Source organism: Sediminibacillus massiliensis (assembly GCF_900156915.1).
Lineage (GTDB): Bacteria > Bacillota > Bacilli > Bacillales > Amphibacillaceae > Sediminibacillus_A > Sediminibacillus_A massiliensis.
On the sequence record NZ_LT732535.1, the window covers coordinates 1,824,438 to 1,843,303 of the forward strand.

General features: G+C 42.9%; 15 protein-coding genes, 1 tRNA gene and 1 pseudogene. 5 read left to right on the plus strand and 12 right to left on the minus strand.

Going from position 1 to position 18,866, the window contains the following annotated elements:
* Nucleotides 1-554 precede the first annotated feature (554 nt).
* Nucleotides 555-1,394: pseudogene (locus tag CZ434_RS10005) on the plus strand (excinuclease ABC subunit UvrA); the annotation flags it as partial.
* Nucleotides 1,395-1,864: 470 nt separating this feature from the next.
* Here the strand turns inward: CZ434_RS10005 and CZ434_RS10010 are convergent.
* The 4 genes from CZ434_RS10010 to CZ434_RS10025 all read right to left on the minus strand — a co-directional run bounded on the left by CZ434_RS10010 (nucleotide 1,865) and on the right by CZ434_RS10025 (nucleotide 8,055).
* Nucleotides 1,865-2,722, minus strand: a complete 858-nt coding sequence (locus tag CZ434_RS10010; RefSeq protein WP_077623005.1) for a sugar phosphate isomerase/epimerase family protein — start codon at nucleotides 2,720-2,722, stop codon at nucleotides 1,865-1,867.
* Between the two features lie 65 nt (nucleotides 2,723-2,787).
* Complete coding sequence (locus CZ434_RS10015) at nucleotides 2,788-3,948, minus strand: Gfo/Idh/MocA family protein (protein WP_077623006.1); 1,161 nt, start codon at nucleotides 3,946-3,948, stop codon at nucleotides 2,788-2,790.
* A gap of 346 nt (nucleotides 3,949-4,294) precedes the next feature.
* Complete coding sequence (locus CZ434_RS10020) at nucleotides 4,295-6,112, minus strand: DNA repair protein RecN (RefSeq protein ID WP_077623007.1); 1,818 nt, start codon at nucleotides 6,110-6,112, stop codon at nucleotides 4,295-4,297.
* Nucleotides 6,112-8,055: an efflux RND transporter permease subunit gene (locus CZ434_RS10025; RefSeq protein ID WP_077623008.1), complete on the minus strand. Its 1,944-nt coding sequence runs from the start codon at nucleotides 8,053-8,055 to the stop codon at nucleotides 6,112-6,114. Before CZ434_RS10025 ends, CZ434_RS10020 begins: the two co-directional genes overlap by 1 nt.
* Before the next feature lie 276 nt (nucleotides 8,056-8,331).
* Between CZ434_RS10025 and CZ434_RS10030 the strand changes: the two genes are divergently transcribed.
* The gene (locus CZ434_RS10030; RefSeq protein ID WP_077623009.1) at nucleotides 8,332-8,898 is read left to right on the plus strand and encodes a TetR/AcrR family transcriptional regulator; all 567 of its coding nucleotides are present in this window, start codon (nucleotides 8,332-8,334) and stop codon (nucleotides 8,896-8,898) included.
* A 698-nt stretch (nucleotides 8,899-9,596) separates the two neighbouring features.
* Here the strand turns inward: CZ434_RS10030 and CZ434_RS10035 are convergent.
* The 6 genes from CZ434_RS10035 to CZ434_RS10060 all read right to left on the minus strand — a co-directional run bounded on the left by CZ434_RS10035 (nucleotide 9,597) and on the right by CZ434_RS10060 (nucleotide 15,552).
* Nucleotides 9,597-10,712 (minus strand): IS110 family RNA-guided transposase, encoded by a 1,116-nt coding sequence (locus tag CZ434_RS10035; protein ID WP_077621189.1) that lies wholly within the window; start codon nucleotides 10,710-10,712, stop codon nucleotides 9,597-9,599.
* Between the two features lie 332 nt (nucleotides 10,713-11,044).
* Entirely contained in the window at nucleotides 11,045-11,773 is a 729-nt protein-coding gene (locus CZ434_RS10040; protein WP_077623010.1) for an ABC transporter permease, read from the minus strand.
* Nucleotides 11,774-12,484, minus strand: a complete 711-nt coding sequence (locus CZ434_RS10045) for an ABC transporter permease (RefSeq protein ID WP_077623011.1) — start codon at nucleotides 12,482-12,484, stop codon at nucleotides 11,774-11,776.
* Nucleotides 12,481-13,392, minus strand: coding sequence for an ABC transporter ATP-binding protein (locus CZ434_RS10050; protein ID WP_077623012.1), 912 nt, complete (start codon nucleotides 13,390-13,392; stop codon nucleotides 12,481-12,483). Before CZ434_RS10050 ends, CZ434_RS10045 begins: the two co-directional genes overlap by 4 nt.
* Nucleotides 13,393-13,486: 94 nt before the next feature.
* On the minus strand, nucleotides 13,487-14,887 hold the full coding sequence (locus CZ434_RS10055) for a HAMP domain-containing sensor histidine kinase (protein WP_077623013.1): 1,401 nt from the start codon (nucleotides 14,885-14,887) through the stop codon (nucleotides 13,487-13,489).
* The gene (locus tag CZ434_RS10060) at nucleotides 14,884-15,552 is read right to left on the minus strand and encodes a response regulator transcription factor (protein WP_077623014.1); all 669 of its coding nucleotides are present in this window, start codon (nucleotides 15,550-15,552) and stop codon (nucleotides 14,884-14,886) included. Before CZ434_RS10060 ends, CZ434_RS10055 begins: the two co-directional genes overlap by 4 nt.
* A 595-nt stretch (nucleotides 15,553-16,147) precedes the next feature.
* Between CZ434_RS10060 and CZ434_RS10065 the strand changes: the two genes are divergently transcribed.
* A complete protein-coding gene (locus CZ434_RS10065) occupies nucleotides 16,148-16,435 on the plus strand; it encodes a DUF3784 domain-containing protein (protein ID WP_077623015.1) in 288 nt (95 codons plus the stop codon).
* A gap of 88 nt (nucleotides 16,436-16,523) precedes the next feature.
* Here the strand turns inward: CZ434_RS10065 and CZ434_RS10070 are convergent.
* A tRNA-Val gene (locus tag CZ434_RS10070) sits at nucleotides 16,524-16,596 on the minus strand.
* Between the two features lie 232 nt (nucleotides 16,597-16,828).
* Between CZ434_RS10070 and CZ434_RS10075 the strand changes: the two genes are divergently transcribed.
* Nucleotides 16,829-17,155 (plus strand): hypothetical protein, encoded by a 327-nt coding sequence (locus CZ434_RS10075; RefSeq protein WP_077623016.1) that lies wholly within the window; start codon nucleotides 16,829-16,831, stop codon nucleotides 17,153-17,155.
* On the opposite strand, the gene CZ434_RS10080 is transcribed toward CZ434_RS10075, so the two are convergent.
* Nucleotides 17,152-18,060 carry a VanW family protein gene (locus CZ434_RS10080; protein ID WP_077623017.1) on the minus strand — a complete coding sequence of 303 codons (909 nt, stop codon included), beginning with the start codon at nucleotides 18,058-18,060 and terminating at the stop codon, nucleotides 17,152-17,154. The two genes, CZ434_RS10075 and CZ434_RS10080, sit on opposite strands and share 4 nt — an antisense overlap.
* Nucleotides 18,061-18,193: 133 nt before the next feature.
* Here CZ434_RS10080 and CZ434_RS10085 point away from each other — a divergent pair, with 133 nt between their 5' ends.
* Entirely contained in the window at nucleotides 18,194-18,838 is a 645-nt protein-coding gene (locus CZ434_RS10085; protein WP_077623018.1) for an SDR family oxidoreductase, read from the plus strand.
* Nucleotides 18,839-18,866 lie beyond the last annotated feature (28 nt).

Genomic DNA, 18,866 nt, shown 5'->3' on the forward strand with positions numbered 1-18,866 from the left:
TGCGGCAGAACACTTCGCTTTCCGCGGGCACGGCCTCAGCCAGGGGACTACTTGAATAAGCTTCCTTGCTCCCTTGGATTGAGGAATTCACTACGAAGCTAATTGGAAGGCGAAGACCCATCACTAGGGGTCTTCAGACTCGTGGGACTGCGATTACTCGCCCCATCGAAGACCTTTTGGGACTGCGGTTACTCGCCCCATCGAAGACCTTTGCTGTTCCCAAAGGATAAGGAAGGCTTTGTCAGCAGTACATCGGACGAAGAAAATCGGTTTGTATTTTCGAGAAGTCTGCGTGTTCTGCCTTCGCTTTTAGGGATTTTCTGAATTTTGATGTTAGGAATACCTCATGTTAGACATACTTTTGAACAACTTCTCACTTGATCAGAAAAACGAATGAAGCGGAGGAAAAATGCGAGACTCCAGTGGGAAAGGAACAGTCTGAAGACCCCGCAGGGCGCTTTTCCCGAGGAGGCTGAAGCGTTCCCCACGGAAAGCGAGTATTTTTCCGCAGCGCTGGACTACCACTCAATCCAAAAAGGATGGAAGGAAGTNTGGAAAAAGTCATCGATATTGACCAGTCCCCGATCGGTCGTACGCCTAGGTCCAATCCGGCGACATATACCGGGGTATTCGATGATATCCGGGATGTATTCGCCCAGACCAACGAAGCGAAAATCCGCGGCTATAAAAAAGGCCGCTTCAGTTTCAATGTGAAAGGCGGACGCTGTGAAGCATGCCGCGGCGACGGAATCATCAAAATCGAAATGCACTTTTTGCCCGACGTTTATGTCCCTTGCGAAGTGTGCCACGGCAAAAGGTACAACAGGGAAACATTGGAAGTGAAGTACAAAGGCAAAAACATTGCCGATGTGTTGGATATGACGATTGAAGAATCTCTTGATTTCTTTGCCAACATCCCGAAAATCCAGCGCAAGCTCCAAACGATTTTCGATGTCGGGCTTGGCTATATCAGGCTCGGACAACCGGCAACTACTTTATCAGGCGGAGAAGCACAGCGTGTCAAACTGGCAAGTGAACTCCATCGCCGTTCCAACGGTAAATCGTTGTATATACTGGATGAACCGACAACAGGGCTGCATGTGGACGATATCTCCCGTCTGCTTGAAGTATTGCAGCGTCTCGTCAACAATGGCGATACAGTATTGATCATCGAGCATAACCTCGATGTCATCAAAGCTGCCGACAACATCATCGACCTCGGCCCGGAAGGCGGAGACAAAGGCGGCCAGATTATCGCAACAGGCACCCCGGAAGAAATAGCCGACCATCCACAATCCTATACAGGCAAGTACTTGAAGCCTATTTTGGAACGGGACAGAAAAAGAATGGAAGACAGAATAACCAAACAGGAAAAAGTCGCACAAAATAATTAACAAATAACCAGCCCCTCTCTCCAATAGAGGGGCATTTTTGCATACTTATCAGGGTGTACTCGTCCCGCTTTTTACTTACTTTTAAGGTTCAAAGTAGAGGGAAACTGCGACATAGTGACAATTCTATTTTTTGAAGCTTATGCTGTTCTGCCTTCGCTTTTAGGGATTTTCTGAATTTTGATGTTAGGAATACCTCATGTTAGACATACTTTGGAACAACTTCTCACTTGATCAGAAAAACGAATGAAGCGGAGGAAAAATGCGAGACTCCAGTGGGAAAGGAACAGTCTGAAGACCCCGCAGGGCGCTTTTCCCGAGGAGGCTGAAGCGTTCCCCACGGAAAGCGAGTATTTTTCCGCAGCGCTGGACTACCACTCAATCCAAAAAGGATGGAAGGAAGTTCCGTTAAGTGAAGTTAGCTATGTCGCAGTTTATGGATACTGTTCAACAGCAGCGATGTACGATGTTTTTTATACTGACTGCAACAAGCCTTGGAGCCGGGCTTTGTTATGTTTCAGGGCTTCTGCCGTTGTCAGGGCTCCGCTGAAGTCTTCCATTCCGATATAGCCATCATAGCCCACGGCTTTTAAATCAAGCAAAACTTGTTTCCAATCTACTACTCCTTTTTCCAGCAAGGACCATTTCGCCTGCCAGACGGAGGTACCACCCTCTTGCTCTTCGGTGACGTGCCACGTCGCATTTTTCGCATGGACATGCGCTAAATAAGGCCCTAGCAACTCCATCCCCATCCGGTAATTTTCATAACCTTCATGGACCATGTTGCCCGGATCATACAAGACACCGATGTGGTCCGGATCGAACGGACTGACCAATCGATGAGCAAGACCGGCACTTGGCGCAATTGTTAGATGATGTGTCTCGACTAAACCTTTGACGTTATACTGCTTGCACATCTGCTCTACTTCTGAAAGATACTCGACAGCACCCTTGAATAAATCATTATAGTTGGCTGACCGGTCATATTTCGGAACACCTACGCGTATATGAGAAGCTCCCAGTTTTTGTGCAACTTGCAGGACGTGTTCGGTCGAAGTCAAATCACCAGACGTTAAGTATGGAGTAACACTTGTCACTTCGATGCCATTTTCCCTCGTAAGCGCTGATAATTGTTCTAATTCTGCTTCAGAACTATCAGGTGAGATGGTACACAAATTATTTCGCCAAAAACTTGGTTGTTCTTGTCTCAATTCATCCGGTGTCTCTTTAAAACGCCATTCTACTCCGTCATAGCCTGACTCTTTCAATAGGGGGACTAACTCTTCCGGGGTTACATCTGGTGCCATCACTGTAAATACAGAAAATTTCATTATGTTTCCGCCTCTCCATCGATTATAGTTGGCAATATCCTCCGCTACTTTGGACTTCTTTTATCCTAATAGGTTCCTTCCACATTGAGCGCTATATTGTTTCCTTCTTTTTTCACAGTGGACGTGGATATCTTCTCCTGCAAATGCTTGTAATAGAGTTCTTCATCCAAAGGCAGTTCAACCCAGTCATCAATCCAAGTAGATAACTGCATGGAATTGGAAAGCGTCAACCCTTTAATTCCTTCCACGCCAGGTGCCAGTAATGGTGTTCCGTTTAAAATAGCGTCCACGAAGTTCTGGGTTATGCCGCGGTGTGCTGTTTCTGTCCCTGTGATCGGAACTTCCACTTTCCAGCATTCCGGTGCGCCGAACCCACCTTTAAATTCCCGGTTAAATTCAGGTTCGGGAACTCTTAATCGCCAGAAATCCATTTTGCCGTTTTCCACGACCACTTTACCGCGATCACCTGCGATTTCGAGCCTGTTTGTCCCTGGTGCCTCTCCAGTAGTCGTAATAAAAACAGCTGTTGCGCCATTTTCGTACTCGGCATAAGCCGTCACATCATCTTCCACTTCAATATTCCTGTGCTTGCCGAATTGACAAAATGCCCTCATTCTTGTCGGCATCATCCCTGTCATCCATTGCCATAAATCCAGTTGATGCGGGCATTGGTTGATCAACACCCCTCCACCTTCTCCTGCCCATGTCGCACGCCATCCACCAGAATCGTAATAACTCTGCGAGCGATACCAGTTGGTAATCAGCCAATTTATCCGTCGGATTTCTCCCAGTTCTCCGGATTGAATCAAATCGCGCAGTTTTTGGTAAAGTGGGTTGGTACGCTGATTGAACATCATCGAAAACACTTTGCCGCTCTTTTCTGCTGCTTCATTCATTTCACGAACTTGACGGGTAAACACACCTGCAGGCTTTTCACACAGAACATGAAGCCCATATTCAAAAGCTTTAATCGCCAAGTAAGAGTGATCATAGTGCGGTGTGGCAATAATGACAGCATCCACCAGACCTGACTCGAAGAACTCCTCTTCATTTGTAAACACTCTTACCCCATCATCCAAATTTTTTTCAAGCCATTCCGCCCGTTCCTTACTATTGTCCAGTACCGCAGTTAACACTGCCCCATTAACCACTTTTTCCTGAAGATAACTCGCATGTGCAAATCCCATCGTTCCGACACCGATAATACCTAACCTGACTTCGGCCATTTTACATTCGCCCTTTCTCTTGAAGATTTTATTCCTGACAAACTTTATGTTAACGCTTACATTATTAGGTATAATCTACTAGCTTCATCCTTTCTATCGAAGAAATTCACTTCTTTGTTTCTCGTTATTTTACTAGCAATCTGGATGAATGTCTTATTAATATAAGAACCAAATTCTCAAAAACGGAAATAATTCTGGAAGTTAGCCGGTAAATCTCTTTCTATTTAACTTGCTATTCCTATAGCTGTTCACCTGATTTTAAGCCCATTATATTAGTTTCCGGTTTTATCATAATTCAAAAAAAAACAGCCCCCTCCAGGCAAACCATCAGAGAAGGCTGTTTGTATTAGTTAAACAAAGCAAGCAGGCGATCCCAGAAACTTTCTTGCTCTTCCTCTTGCTGCACTTCTTGCTTTTCTTCTTCCATTTTGATACTTTCTGTCTTGATAATGAATTGGACGTTTTCAACCTTCTTATTCTCTGTCGAAACGAAGGAAACCGGTTGGAAATCGGATTTATCGTAATCATTCATCATCTCATCGATTTCCTGTTGCATTTGGTCAGGTACATCACTGGTTGCCGATGCTAATTCGGATGTTCCTTCATGCAATTCAGCTGCACCTTTTTCCAGTTCTGCCGTTCCATCCGTTAATCCGGCGATACCACCATGTAGTTCCTCGTAGGAGCCTGCCAGTTCTGCTACCCCATCTGTATATTTTTTCAGTCCAGAATGGAAATTTCCATAGTTAGCAGAAAGTGCCTGCAATCCATCCTGCAATTGTTTCATCGATTCATCTATATCCATATTGTCGAGACTGTTTGCAATTTCATCTGCCATCGTTGTTAGATTCGAACTCATCTCATTCAGCGATCCTGCAACTGTTTCTAATGTAGGGCTGACGGCTGTGAACGCTTCTTGTACCTTTGCGTAAGTTGCTTTCGTCGTGCGGGCTGCTTTATAATTTTTCACCAACTGTTCGATTACTTGTTGATCTGCTCCACTTTCATATAAGCCCTGTATATCTTCTTCAGGAATTTCATTGTCCGGAATGGCGGCTATCGCCTCATCCATTGCCTGGTATGCCTGGCCGTACTGATCTTTCAGATTAACAAGACCGGATTCAGCCTCTTGCAAACCGCCTGCGATTTGACGCAAGCCATCCTCCAGCTGATTGAATTCACTTATATTCATTTCACCAGAGCCAGCTCCGACTGCTTCGCTCATTTGTTGTAGAGATTCCTTGATGGAAGCAGAACCTTCCAATAAGCCGGCAGAGTTATTTTGAAGTTCATTAATTCCGTTTTTATATTGTGCCGATCCGTCATAAAGGCCGGCGACGCCATCGTTCAACTCAGCTATGCCATTGGTCAGTTCACCGACACCACGATCGACTTCCTTAGTGGCATCTGCCAAAGTGGTCATTTCACTTTTCATTTCTTCGGTGTTGGGCTCATCAATAGACATGGATGACGGCATGGCATTGATTTCGATTGCGTCCATTTCCATATCTGTCACATCGGCATCGACCGTGAAGCTTTCTTCTTTTTCAGGCATGACAGTAAACGTCACTTGCCTGTTTTTACCGGCATTGGCCACTGTGCCATTCGGTGCTTCAATGTTTTCATAAATTCCCGAATCAAATGTTAGGGATATTTGCAGCAAATAGTTTTCAAAAAAGGTAGATTCAGCTTCTTCATTTCGGGAAGTATCGATTTGGATTTCAAGGTGCCCGTCTTTCCCCGGGAGTTCTTCCGGGACGATTGTTTCGCCGTCCAGCTGATAAGAAACGTCGATATTCCATGGCAGGGGTTTACCCTCCAGATTTCCTTGATAATAAAATTCCTCTGCATCTGTCGAAAACTCGACGCGGTCATTATTTAATTTGATCTCAGTCAAATCGGTCAAGTTCTGGACACTTGTATAAGGCCCATGATCGATAATTTCTCCTGCTTCTTTTATGGTGAAGTTATTGACCACATACATGTTCTGTTGATTTCCGCCAGCATCTAGTGTCGCATAGACAACCTCATCTTTGCCGGTATAAGTTCCTTCCCCTTGAGTGATTTCTTCGTCAGAAGACCCGTTTTCTTCCGCAGAAACAAGGGTGGTCGGCAAAACCAGCAGAATTGCGGTGAAAGCCGCCGTTAGTCGAGTTAATCTCATTATTCTTTCCCCCTATAAAAATGTGCTTTCCATGTTGTTTTTTCAATCACACGATCGAAGATAACCAACAAGGCCGGCAGGACAAATACAACCATGACAAACGCGAGCAACGCCCCTCTACCCAGCAGTAAACCAATCGAAGATACAATCGGATTTGAGGAGGTGATCCATAAAATAAATCCGACACTGGATAATATAGATGCCGACACAAAAATCGCAAATATCTTATCGTCGATTGTTTTCTTAATAGCCTTTAATGCGGGCATCTCTTTCCTTAATAAGTAATAATTTTCCGTGAACAAAATCCCATAGTCCACCGTAGCTGCCAGCTGAATCGTGCTAATCAGCAAATATCCCACATACACAAGCGATGTATCCGCAAAATAAGGTACAGCCAGGTTGATCCACACCGACGCCTGAATCGTCAACAGCAAGACAACAGGGATTGATATCGAACGGAACGTAATCAAAAGCACGACCGCAACCGAAATAACGGTCAACAAGTTGACTAGTGTATTGTCTTTTTGAACAATGTTTTTCATATCGTACAGGGTGACACTCTCACCCAACAGATGATTTTCTTCATAATAGGAGTCGGCAGTTTCCTGTACTTGCTCTATCAGCGAAAAGGCCGCATCCCCTTCTGCATCCGTTTCTGTATAGAGGGTAACCCTGGAATAGTCATCGGAATAAAACTGCTCTGTCACCGATTCTTCCAGGTAATCAGGAGGAATAGCCGTGCTGACCATATTTACATAAGCAAGAACACTTGAAACATCTTCAAGATTTTCTAAGTCCTGCACGAGTTCTTCTTCTTTCGCTCTATCACCAGACGGCACCAGCAGCACTATCGGTGTGTTTTTCCCGAATTCCTTTTCAATAGCCGCTACATCCTGCCCCTCCCTGGTATTCTCAGGATGTTCACCCGTACCGTAAATAAACGATGTATTGTTTTGTGCCAAAAAGGCAGGAACGATTAAAAGCAAGACGAGAACCAAACTCGGTATTCTGAATTTCATCACGCGCTTGCCGATACCTTTAAAGTCGGGCACCAATTGCCGATGCTTGGTACGATCAATCCAGTGGTAAAACATCAAAGTCAATGCTGGCAAAAACACCATGACACTGATGAAGCTTAACAGAATACCTTTTAATAGATTCAGACCCAGGTCTGCGCCAATGCCGAAGTCCATGAATGTTAATGCAGTAAAACCGAAAAAGGTGGTCGATGCACTGGCTACAATAGCCGGAAACGACCGTTTTATGGCCAGTTTCATTGCCTCGGCAGGGTCGGAAACTTCTTTTCGGTAATCGGAAAAACTATGGAGCAGGAAGATTGCGTAGTCCAATGAAACGGCAAGCTGCAAAATAGGCGCAACAGACTGTGTGACAAAGGATACTTCTCCCATAAAGATATTCGTCCCTAAATTGATTAGGATCGAAACACCGATCGCCGTCAAAAAGAAGACGGGTTCCATCCAGGAATTCGTGGATAAAACCAAAATTAAAATAATGATCGGCACCAGTAATGCACCCGCATATAAGGATTCATTACCAGCCATCTTCTGCGAGGACGCAGTATTAACCGCTTCACCAGCCACTGCATTCTCTTCCCCGATCAGTTCATAAATGTCATCGGTGGCTTCCACTTCATAGCCTTCGCTGATAGTGACGGAAAACAATGCCGCGTTATTTTGGTAATAAGATTCTACCGTGTCATCATTGGCCATTTCGAGAGGAACTTTCAAGTCGACCGCGTCGTCCAGCCAAGTGACTCCGCTTATCCCCTCAATGGATTCCAGCTTCTGTTTATAGTTCAACGCTTCGGTTATGGAAACATCTTTTACCATCACCCGAGCATTTGCTACAGGATCATCAAATTCTTCTTCCATCAAATCCATCGCTTTCATCGATGGGGCATCTTCCGGAAGATAATCAACCATGTTGTAATTGACTGATACGGCAAATTGCGCGATCGTACTAAGTACTGCAACGATAATAAATGTTATGACAATGCTTTTTTTATGCTTGATAATTCGAGTTGTTAAGTCAATAAGGCTTCATCCTCTCTTGCCAATACCTTTCATACATTCTAATATTGTATTGACACTCTGTTGGATATTCAACAAACAGTTTTATAATATGCGTTATTTTTCCAACACAATGTTGTGAAAGTGTTGGATATTAACAAATTTGTAACAAAAGGAGCTTTTAGCACAGTGAGTGAAAAGCTGGATAGACGAAAGAAATATACGAGGAAAGTGTTGAAGGAAAGTCTGATTGCGTTGCTGGCAAAAAAGCCGCTTTCTAATATTACCGTAAAAGAAATATGTGAATTGGCCGATATCAATCGGTCCACCTTCTATACCCATTATGCCGATCAGTACGACTTGCTTCACAAGATGGAAGAAGAAGTAACCGAAGATATGAATAATTACTTGCATAACTACACCTATTCTATGGGTGAAGAATCGATTCAAATGACGGAAAAAATATTGGAATATATCACAGAAAATAGCTTCATGTTCCACACACTGTTGAACAAGGATGCCATCCCGACTTTTGAAAAAAGAATGATGGAGCTTGCCCGCGGGTTCATGATTGATAACTTGATGAGTGATAACAATTTTAAGAGGGAAGAGTCGAAGTATTTAAGTACATTTGTGATCAGCGGGGCGATCCATGTCATCAAAGACTGGATCGAGAATGATATGGACCAGTCCCCGAAAGAAATGGCTGTGATGATCAATAATTTTATCAATGAAGGCCTATCTAATATAAATTAACAACTAAACCCACTCACAACAAAAAGACTGCCAACACCTGAAACACAACAGCCGGCAGCCTAGCGTTATAAAGCTTTCTTTCGTTAATCTTAATAGTTCCAGTAGAGAGGAACTGCGACCTAGTGAAAATTCTATTTTCGTGTGGCTTCTTGTTATCCTGATTTTAGTTGAAAGCTAACCCAGCGCTGCGGAAAAATACTCCCTTTCCGGGGGCAGAACACGTAGACTGATATGAACGAAACTGTCAAGCCCCGTTCAGATAAATATACTTTTGGCCAGCTTCAAATAAAGAGTCTTTTTAGGCTCTTTTGATCTTTTGATTCTTACGTTTCCATCCATATTCTTGCTAGCGCTATTCCTTCTTCTTAGCTTGCCAACTACTTTTCAGATGACTGAAACCCTGCTAAAAGCTAAGAATGATGGAATTATGTACCTCCTTTTTTTACACGAAGGAGATAATTACACGGCACGAAGGCAAAAATCTCTGCTTCGATAAGCATACTGATATCCGTGGGTTTTCACATTTTATCTTTCCGTTAAAGGATCTGTCACGAACTCCTGGCGTGCGTTCACCTCTTAAGGCTAGCACAAGTCTACGTCGTGCGTTATCCTATACGGTTTTCTTCTTTGCCTTCGAGCCCTATACTTATTTCCTTTGGATTAACCCTTGCCTCAAAGGATGCATATTTTAATTCCAACTAAGTCGTCTGAACGTCACCATCGGCTTCACGCGATATCGCCCAAATAAACCCTGCTAATTCTCTGGCGACTGCCGCAATGGCTTTTCCACTCTCTTTTCCTCGGCCCAGTAGCCGGAAATACTTTTTATGCAAGCGGTTCTGAGCTTTCCACGAGACCCCCAGGACATTAGTCGGGTGTCCTTTTTGTCTTTTCTTCAGTTCCCCTTTGACTGCAGGCTGGTATCTATAACTCCATGCTGCTTCGATTAAAAGCCTCCGAACATGGCGATTCCCTGTTTTGGTGATTTCTCCTAAATTGCGTGTCAACCCACTGGAACTTTCGCTTGGCACAAGCCCGGTGTATGCCATGAATTGCTTAGGGGTTTGAAATCGACTGAACGATCCTACCTCAGCTACCAGACTGGTAGCTGTAATTAGGGCAATGCCTCTTAAGGTCATAAGCGTCTGAATCATGGGTGCATGGACGCTTTCTTTGGCTTGTTCCTCCATTTCACTTTCCAGTATCTTCAGTCGCTGCTGATACTCCTTCAATTGTTGTAAATATTCTTGGAAGGTTACACGGGAAGCGGAACGTTCAAATTTTAGACTGTCCAGCCAATCCCAATATTTAGCCGTCCATGTCCTGGTACCCTTAGGAGGATGGATTTCATTTCTGAGAAGAAATTTGGTTAGTCTATGTTTAGCCCTTAATTCATCTTCCTTTACATCCTCACGTGCTCTAACTAAATCACGGAGTGCTTCATCATTTTCTGTCGGGACGTAGATTGGCGTCAGTTCCCCGGCACGATAAAGGGTTGCCAATTTTATTGCATCCCGTTTATCTGTTTTTACGCGCTCACCTGGTTTTTGTGGGATTAACGACGGTGCGATTACCTCACATTCAATATCCATACTCTTCAGAAGGCGATAGAGCCCGTAACCGGTTGGGCCTGCTTCATAACACACTTGCAGAAGTTCTGGTTCACCTAGTTTTTTCATTAATTTTCTAATCGCTTCTACCGTATAGTCAATCATACCAACATATCTTGGCTTGGAACGTCCCTCATCAGCAACTGCGACTGCAATTTTGTCCTTTGATACGTCTAGACCAACGTATTTTGTGGTATCATCCATAGTACTAGCTCCTTTCGTAATTATAGCTCTGATTTGGCTATGGGTTTTGGGCTTGCTTTACTATACCCACTATGACCAAATTAACCTACGTTGTTACGATTAAGGGGCTAGTTTCGTTCATAATAACTCCTGTGGGAACAGCACGCGTCCGAAGACCCCGCAAGAAGCGTCCTTTGCTGATGAGGAGGCTGAGGCCGTGCCCGCGGAAAGCGAAGTGTTCTGCCGCAGCGGTTGTTTACCACTCGACTTAATCAGGATGGGAGAAAGCTATGTCCAGATATATCGTAGTTTACGAGTTTTGCGGCATAACTTTATCCGCTGTAACTGTTTTCCTAAATCGTTTTTCTTTGAAAATACAATAGTCCTCCAAAGAAAAACAGAACAAAGCTCCCGCCTACGACTGTTAATAATTGATCCCATGGTATAAAAAAGACATCGCCTGTATCTCCGCCAATATACATCATGGAAAAAGGCTGTGCCCATGGGTAGTAAGGGCCGAATCTTTCTGAGTTAATTGCCAGGATAGAAGGCAATGTAAAAATAACATTCACCGCAAGCGGTGCTGCAAAACTCTTAAACAGAATAGACATCCACAGTTGCAGGGCGACAAGAGGAAACGTCGCAATCCAACCACCCAAAATACTCTTCCAAATTATCTCTAATGGAAAAGGATCTGTAAGACCCTTTATCATACCAGATCCGTAGATAGATGCTAAATACAGCAATTGCAAAGCAAACACAAGAAACATTATTAATACATATTTAGCAACAAACACTTTTCCCCGTGTTACCGGCAGGGACAGCAATTGTTTCCATCCTCCTGCCTGATGCTCGTACCTGCACATGACACTGGCTATAACCCCGGTTATCAATGGCAGGAAAAGCAAAGCATACGTCAGATTCATAGTAAGAAGGGAGATAATCCATTCATTCATCCCTGCCTCATCTACAAAATTCGGCGTCAGTCCCATAAAAAATCCAACAAGCGGACCAAGCAAGATGATGGAAGCTACTTTTGATTTTCGGAGTTTATACCATTCGGATTGAAGAATTGACACCATCTATTTCACATCCCTTCTTGTAAAATCTATCATCCCCGCAATATAAAGTACGCAGCCTACCCCTATACCCAACAAGACATTTACAAGCGGTTCATTCCAATCATTCATCAATGTCGGCCATTTCCATATCATCCAATCCGGCAGGGTGAATGCGGAGTAGGTTAAAATAACCCCGAGTACACCTGTGGAAGTCGGTATCGCTTGATTTTGGCAGACTGCAGCAATCCAAAGCTGCAAAGCCAATATTGGCAACGAAGCAAAATAAGGGTAAAAACTCTGCTTGAGCAATTCCACGTACGGTATGCCCTCCCCTAAATCAAGAAAAATCCCGTATAGCAGGGCAAACACCATCAAAAGAAATGATGACACTAGCAATAAGCTCGCAAGTACAGTGAATTTTGACAAATAAACCCTCATCTTTGAAACAGGAAGGGAAATTAACTGCTTCCATGCATTCGTTTCATTTTCAATACTTGCCATGAACGAAGTTAGGATAACAATCCCCAGTACAAGAGCAAGAGGGATAAAAGCACTGACATTTTGCACATAATATTCCCAATCATTGTCGCTTTGCTGGAGTAAATAATCTTTCCGGACACCATAATTCACCATTTGCATGGCAACCACGCCGAACGGACCTAAGAATGTCAAAAACCATAGACCTTTTCGCTTTATTTTCAACAAATCGGTTAAAAAAAGGGTCCGGATCATACCCGATCTTCCTCCTTTGTCATTTGCAGGAAGATATCTTCCAAGGATCTTTTCTCCTCTTCCACGCGGTAAATCGAAAATCCATCATGGACGAGATGACGAACTGCATCCGCTATTCTTTCATTTGTACTGTCAGACAATGAAAGTTTGCCATCCTGTAAATCTGCTTTTATTCCCTTTGCCAGCAAAGACCGCCATGCATGCTCACTATCGCTCACTTTTAACACTATATTTTGCTTAGCGAACCGACGCAGCACATCGATCGAATCCTGAAAGATCATCTTTCCTTTCGTAACGATGCCAACGGTCGTAGCAAGCTGATCGATCTCTGCCAGCAGATGACTGGATATTAAAATCGTCATGCCTGATTCAGTAGCTAGTTGTTTGATTAAATTTCGTATTTCAATGATTCCAGACGGGTCAAGTCCGTTTGTCGGTTCATCCAAAACCAAGAGTTCGGGGTTATTCAACAGAGAAACAGCAATGCCTAATCGCTGCTTCATTCCTAGTGAAAAACCTTTCACTTTTTTGTTTGCCGCATCCGACAATCGAACAATCCCTAATACTTCCTGGATTCTTCCTTTTGGCACACCCAAAATTTTCCTCCATGCTTCCAGATTTTCATAAGCTGTTAAATGGGGATAATAGGAAGGATTTTCGACCAGTGAACCAACTCTTGTTAAAATATCGATTCTCTCTTTCTTCAAGTCTTTTTGAAAGATTTCGATTCCTCCTGAAGTAGGTTTCATCAACCCCAAGAGCATCCGGATAGTAGTCGTTTTCCCTGCTCCATTCGGCCCTAAAAAACCGTAAATCTCTCCTCTGGGTATTTTCATATCCAATTCAGAAACCGCTTTTTCCTTTCCAAAACGCTTTGTTAATCCCTTTGTTTCCACTATATATTCCATCTCTCTCACCTCGTTATCTATCATAAGATGTTCAGGTTAAAACAGAGGGTGAAGAAAGGTTAAAATTCGTTTAAAAAAACGTGCATCTGAAAAGTTATTCTTCCCTTTCAGATGCACGTGGCTTGTCATTCTTTATTTTGATTGTGGTTCCCTTACTGCTTGACTCGATATCCCAATCCAGTCTCATGCCTTTCACCATCATATCAACAATCGATAAACCAATACCTGCCCCTTTTTCAACAGAAACATTGTCCATCCCTTTTCCATGGTCTATGATAGTGATTGCATCATATTCTTTCGTTGACTCTGTTTTGACCTTTACAAACCGGCCGCTCTTGGCATGACGCAATACGTTCTGAAACAAATTATCCAGCACACGGTTAAACCACATCGGATCGACAGCCCATGTACTTTGTTGAAAAGGTTCCAGCTCGAATTCCATTTCAAAACCTTCTTGTTCGAAAACCGGATACCATGTGGCCAAGCTTTCACGCACGAACCTGACCACGTCGACTTCTTTTGGCTGGTACTTGTATTTACTTGCCATCAGTAAGGTATAAGACATCAGATTCTCGATTAATCGGTCAATGTCCCGAACCGATGTTTCCAATGTTTTAATGGCGGATTTCGACTCATGTGTTAACTCCTCTTTAGCGAGTGAATAAATTTGCGCACTGATTTTCGTCAAAGGTGTCCGCAGATCATGTGAAAGATTGGCAATCAGTTCCCTTCTCAATTGTTCTTCCGCTTGTTCCCTTTGTCTGCTTTCCCTCAATTCATTTACCATCTGATTAAAGGTCTGTTCTAGCTGTCCGACTTCATCCTTCTTTTTCATATCCGTTTCGATCGGAAGACCGTCCACATCCCTGATTGCCATCGCCTCCTGCAATCGCAGCAACCTTTTCCGGATGCCCCGGAAAAAGAGAAAAGAGACGACGATAAATACAAAGGTAAACAAAACCATGCAAATCATTAGAAACATTCCATACTGGTCATAGGCCTTTTGCAATGGAGGATCAAAAGTTGAACGGGGAATCTCCAATACGATAAAGCCATTTCTTTCTTTTTCTCCCAAAAATGCAATAACGGTAAAAGGATCACCGCCATAACGACTTTTAATATATTCGGCTGTGTACGCAGACGACCATTCTGAAGGGAGTTGTTCGGTGACACCTACTTGTTCCCTTAATGTGTCATTTTCGTCTACCCAGAACATGGACGCATCCGGGTATTCCTCTTTCCATGTTTCAAAGTGTTGGCTTATCTGTTTCCCCGAAATATTTTCAATTGCGTTGGCTTCCTCATGCCATTTTTCTTCTATCATCTCATAATTAGTGGCCCCTTCAGATCCAGCAGGAACATTCTCTTCTTCTGAGCCCCCAACCAACATCGAGAAAATGATTGTATAAGCAATTTGAATAAAGAAAATAAGGGAAATGGCCATCAAAATAATAAGCATATACTTAGCCTGCAAAGAACGGAGTATCCGTTTCATATCTTAACCCTATAGCCAATTCCGCGAATTGTTTCGATAATGGTCGGTTTGGCCGGATTTTCTTCAATCTTCGCCCGTAAATACCGGATATGGACCATCAGTGTTTTGTCGCCTTCTATGTAAGTTTCTCCCCAAACGCCTTCATACAGCTGTTCCTTCGTCAAAATTTGATTCAAGTGACGGATAAAGTAGTTGAACAAGTTGTACTGCTTTCCTGTCAACAGTATTTCTCTGCCATCCCTTTGATCCATGATTTTCATGTCTTTTGTATGGACTTGCAGGTGTCCGATTTCTAACACGTCATCATTCTTTTGAAATCTTCTTAGCAACACTTCCATCCGTGCAGTCAGCTCATCTGGATGGAATGGCTTAGTCAAATAGTCATCCGCAAAACCAAGCCCTTCTAACTTATCCTCCACAGCTGTCCGGGCTGAGAGCATTAAAACTGGCAAGTCCTGCTTTTCTTTCTTAATCCGTTTTCCGATGGAAAACCCATCCAAACCGGGTAACATGACATCTAAGATGACAATATCCACATTCGAGACATACTTATCAGCATCTTCCCCTGATTTCAGCCATGTGACCTCATATCCTCTGTCCGTTAAATCCTTTTTGACCCAGCTGCCTATTTCGCTTTCGTCTTCTATGTACAGTACATGAACCATATTTCTCCCCCGTGTTCTGATTTCTCGGTAGTGTTATTTTGGAAATTACTTTTTTATCAAATTTTAACATAAGATGGGGAAATGATTAGGGAATTATTTTTTTGAAAATATCGGGGGATTTTGTCCTCAACTCTCATATTAGAAAGTCTCTATCCTAATAGCCTTTCCCCTAAAAAGGACTTTCTATTTAGTGTATATGGAGCAGGAACTGCAGCTCTAAACGCAACAATCTCTCAATATATCCCCTTCCTTTTAGATAAGTTTTAGACATATTGATGAGCTATTATTCAATCAAATTTAAAGAATAACGTTTAAACTAATGACTTTCCTCTAAATCTCTTTTACTTATAAATAAGAAGGAAAAATATTCAAAACAAAAAAGCCCTCCACCGAAGGGAAGGACAGTTCCGAACATTAAGAACCAAGCCATACTGTAAGATATACAAGAACAGTAAGCGGACTTCTCAAAGATTGAGAAGAGTAATTAAACCTTAATGGTCATTAATTTCTAAAACTTTACCTAAAGAAGGGAACTTAATTCCTCCTGAAACGTATTTATAGTAATGAAAATAAATCTGACTTAAGGGGGATAAAGATGGACTACGGACTATTAGTTATTGGTATATTTCTCTTACTTGTTTCCTACTTGGTAGCTGTGAAAAAGCAAACGTGGTTGTTAGCTGGTTTTAATGAAAAGAATATTAAAAATAAATCCTTATTAGGTAAAGTTACAGGGGGAGTTTTTTTTCTACCGCTAGGATTGTTAGTAGTTATCCATAGTGTTATTGACTATCCTTATGAAGTAACAGTTCTAGTAGTTACAATGTTGGTGTTATTAACCATAACGTATTTATTTATCAATAGAAGGTTGCTCGATAAATAAAGAGGGGCGATCTTCAATCTGTTTTTATGGAATATATTAAAACTGATCAAATAAAAAGAACCCTTAAATGCTAAGGGTTCTTAGGGTATGATTCCGATTGGGCTCGAACCAACGACCTCTACCCTGTCAAGGTAGCGCTCTCCCAGCTGAGCTACGGAATCAAGTTATAAAAATGTCTATCGACAAATATAAATATACGGTATAACTGCTGATTTTGTCAATCTTTTTTCCAAATATTTTTCTCCCCTCAAACTTTTCCCAACAATTTGAGCGCAATCACCCCTTCTTCTCACATACATTCGTTATAATAGGGGTATTACTCAACTGGAAAAACAATCATAAACTCTACAATGAAAACGTTGTCAACAAACTCACTTGAAAGGATGATGTGATTTGTTCAGCCAAAAAATCGCCATGAAACTTGAAATGACAGCAAGGCGTGCGTTGAATGTGAAAAATCCTGGCGGGATGGCCGGGATTGTTTCTGCCGACTATATAGAAAAAGAAAGAGGTGCGTTTACCGTCCTCTGTTCTGCAATCGCTCCTTACTATCTAAATGCGATACCTGAAGAGCGGGGTACGCTGGATGACATTATTGACAGGTATCGATATTTGGAGGACTGCAGTCATGAAGAATATTTCAAAGGTACTGACAGGGCAACTGAAGAACTCAGAGCCCTGTTGGATATGCTTGGGGTCCAGCAGACCGATGAATTTTAGTCGGTAGATACCTCTTTAGGAAGCTCTTTGCTCGATGCTGGCGTCTGGCGGGGAGTGTATTCCAGGTCTTCAGATGAGTAGACACGGATGGCAACATAACCGGTTCCTGCTTTTGCACGGATTAACAAGGGCTGATTGTACGTGTTCTGGAACGCGAAATCAGGGCCGTACCAGCTGACTGTTGCATCTCTTCCTGGCGGTACGTATGGAACCTTTCTACTATGTGAATATCGTTCCGTGATTTTGACACCGGCCCTGTCGACAGCATTGTATAAGGTGGAGGATACTTGGCAAATGCCTCCGCCAATGTCTTCCGCAAGCTCCCCTTTTACTATGACGGGCGCTTTTTGATATCCTTTTTCTTTCGTTCTTTTTCCGACCGATTGATTGAAAGAAAATGTCTCTCCCGGAAATATTACTTCATTATCAATTGCTTCTGTTGCTAGCTTGATGTTATGGGACCGCTCTTTATTACGGGAATTGAAATAGGTCTGGTATTGCCCGACCAACTGCTCACGGATGGATACGAGAAGTTCTCCATCCACCCTGGGGTGCGCTAATTGAAGCGGGGCTTCAATTTTTTCGGCACTGGACCCATAATAATAGTTATAAACTGCTTCTTTCATTTGAGGAAGGTTCAATTGATGTCCTGCTTTTCCCGGGACAATATTGTTATGTTCATCAATATAAGCATCTTTCGGTTCTTTATAGACTGCATCTCCTATTTCCTTCAAAAGTAAATCCACCTTCTCCGGCTGGACCCATTCTTTATTCAAATGCGGAAGGGAAAGGTCTGCTTTTTCGATTGTTTTAATGTCTTTTCCTTCAAACTTAATCGTCAATTCTTCCGATACTGCAAGCTGTGGAGCTGCAAACAGTAAAAGGCTTAGTAATGCAACTTTCATTCTGGCCACCTCCACTTTTAGTATGGATAAGTGGAACTATATCATTCTTCATGCAGATTGTTTGCGAAGATATCTATTGCATGCAAGAATTAACAACATTCAGGAATCATAATAGGGAAAGGAGTCGAGAAAGATGAACGTACTCGTTATTGGTGCAAACGGTCAAATCGGCCAGCATCTCGTCCAATTATTGAAAACAGATAAGAAACACAATGTCAAAGCAATGGTAAGGAAGCAAGAACAAGCCCAAAAGCTGGAAGAAGATGGAGTGGAAACAGCCATTGTCGATTTGGAAGGTGATGTAGGCAGCATTGCGGAAGCGGCCAAAGGTTGTGACGCCATCATATTTACAGCCGGTTCCGGAGGGAGCACTGGCGATGATAAAACATTGCTCATTGATTTGGATGGAGCCGGTAAAGCAATCGAAGCTGCTCAACAAGCAGGAGTGGATCGATTTATCATGGTGAGTGCCATCCAGGCTCATCACCGTGAGAATTGGAACGAACAGCTCAAGCCATATTATGTCGCTAAGCATTATGCCGACAGGCTGTTGGAAGCAAGCGGCTTAACCTATACGATCGTACGCCCCGGCGGACTCCAGAACGAAGAAGGAACTGGCAAAGTCAATGCCGCCGAAAACCTGGAATTAGGCTTCATTCCTCGTGAAGATGTCGCAAGAACGGTTATCGCAGCATTAGATGAAGAACAAACATACAACAAGTCATTTGATTTAACAACCGGCGAGACCAACATTGCAGATGCCTTGAAAGAGGTATAGCCATAAAAAAGGCTTTCCCAAACGGGAA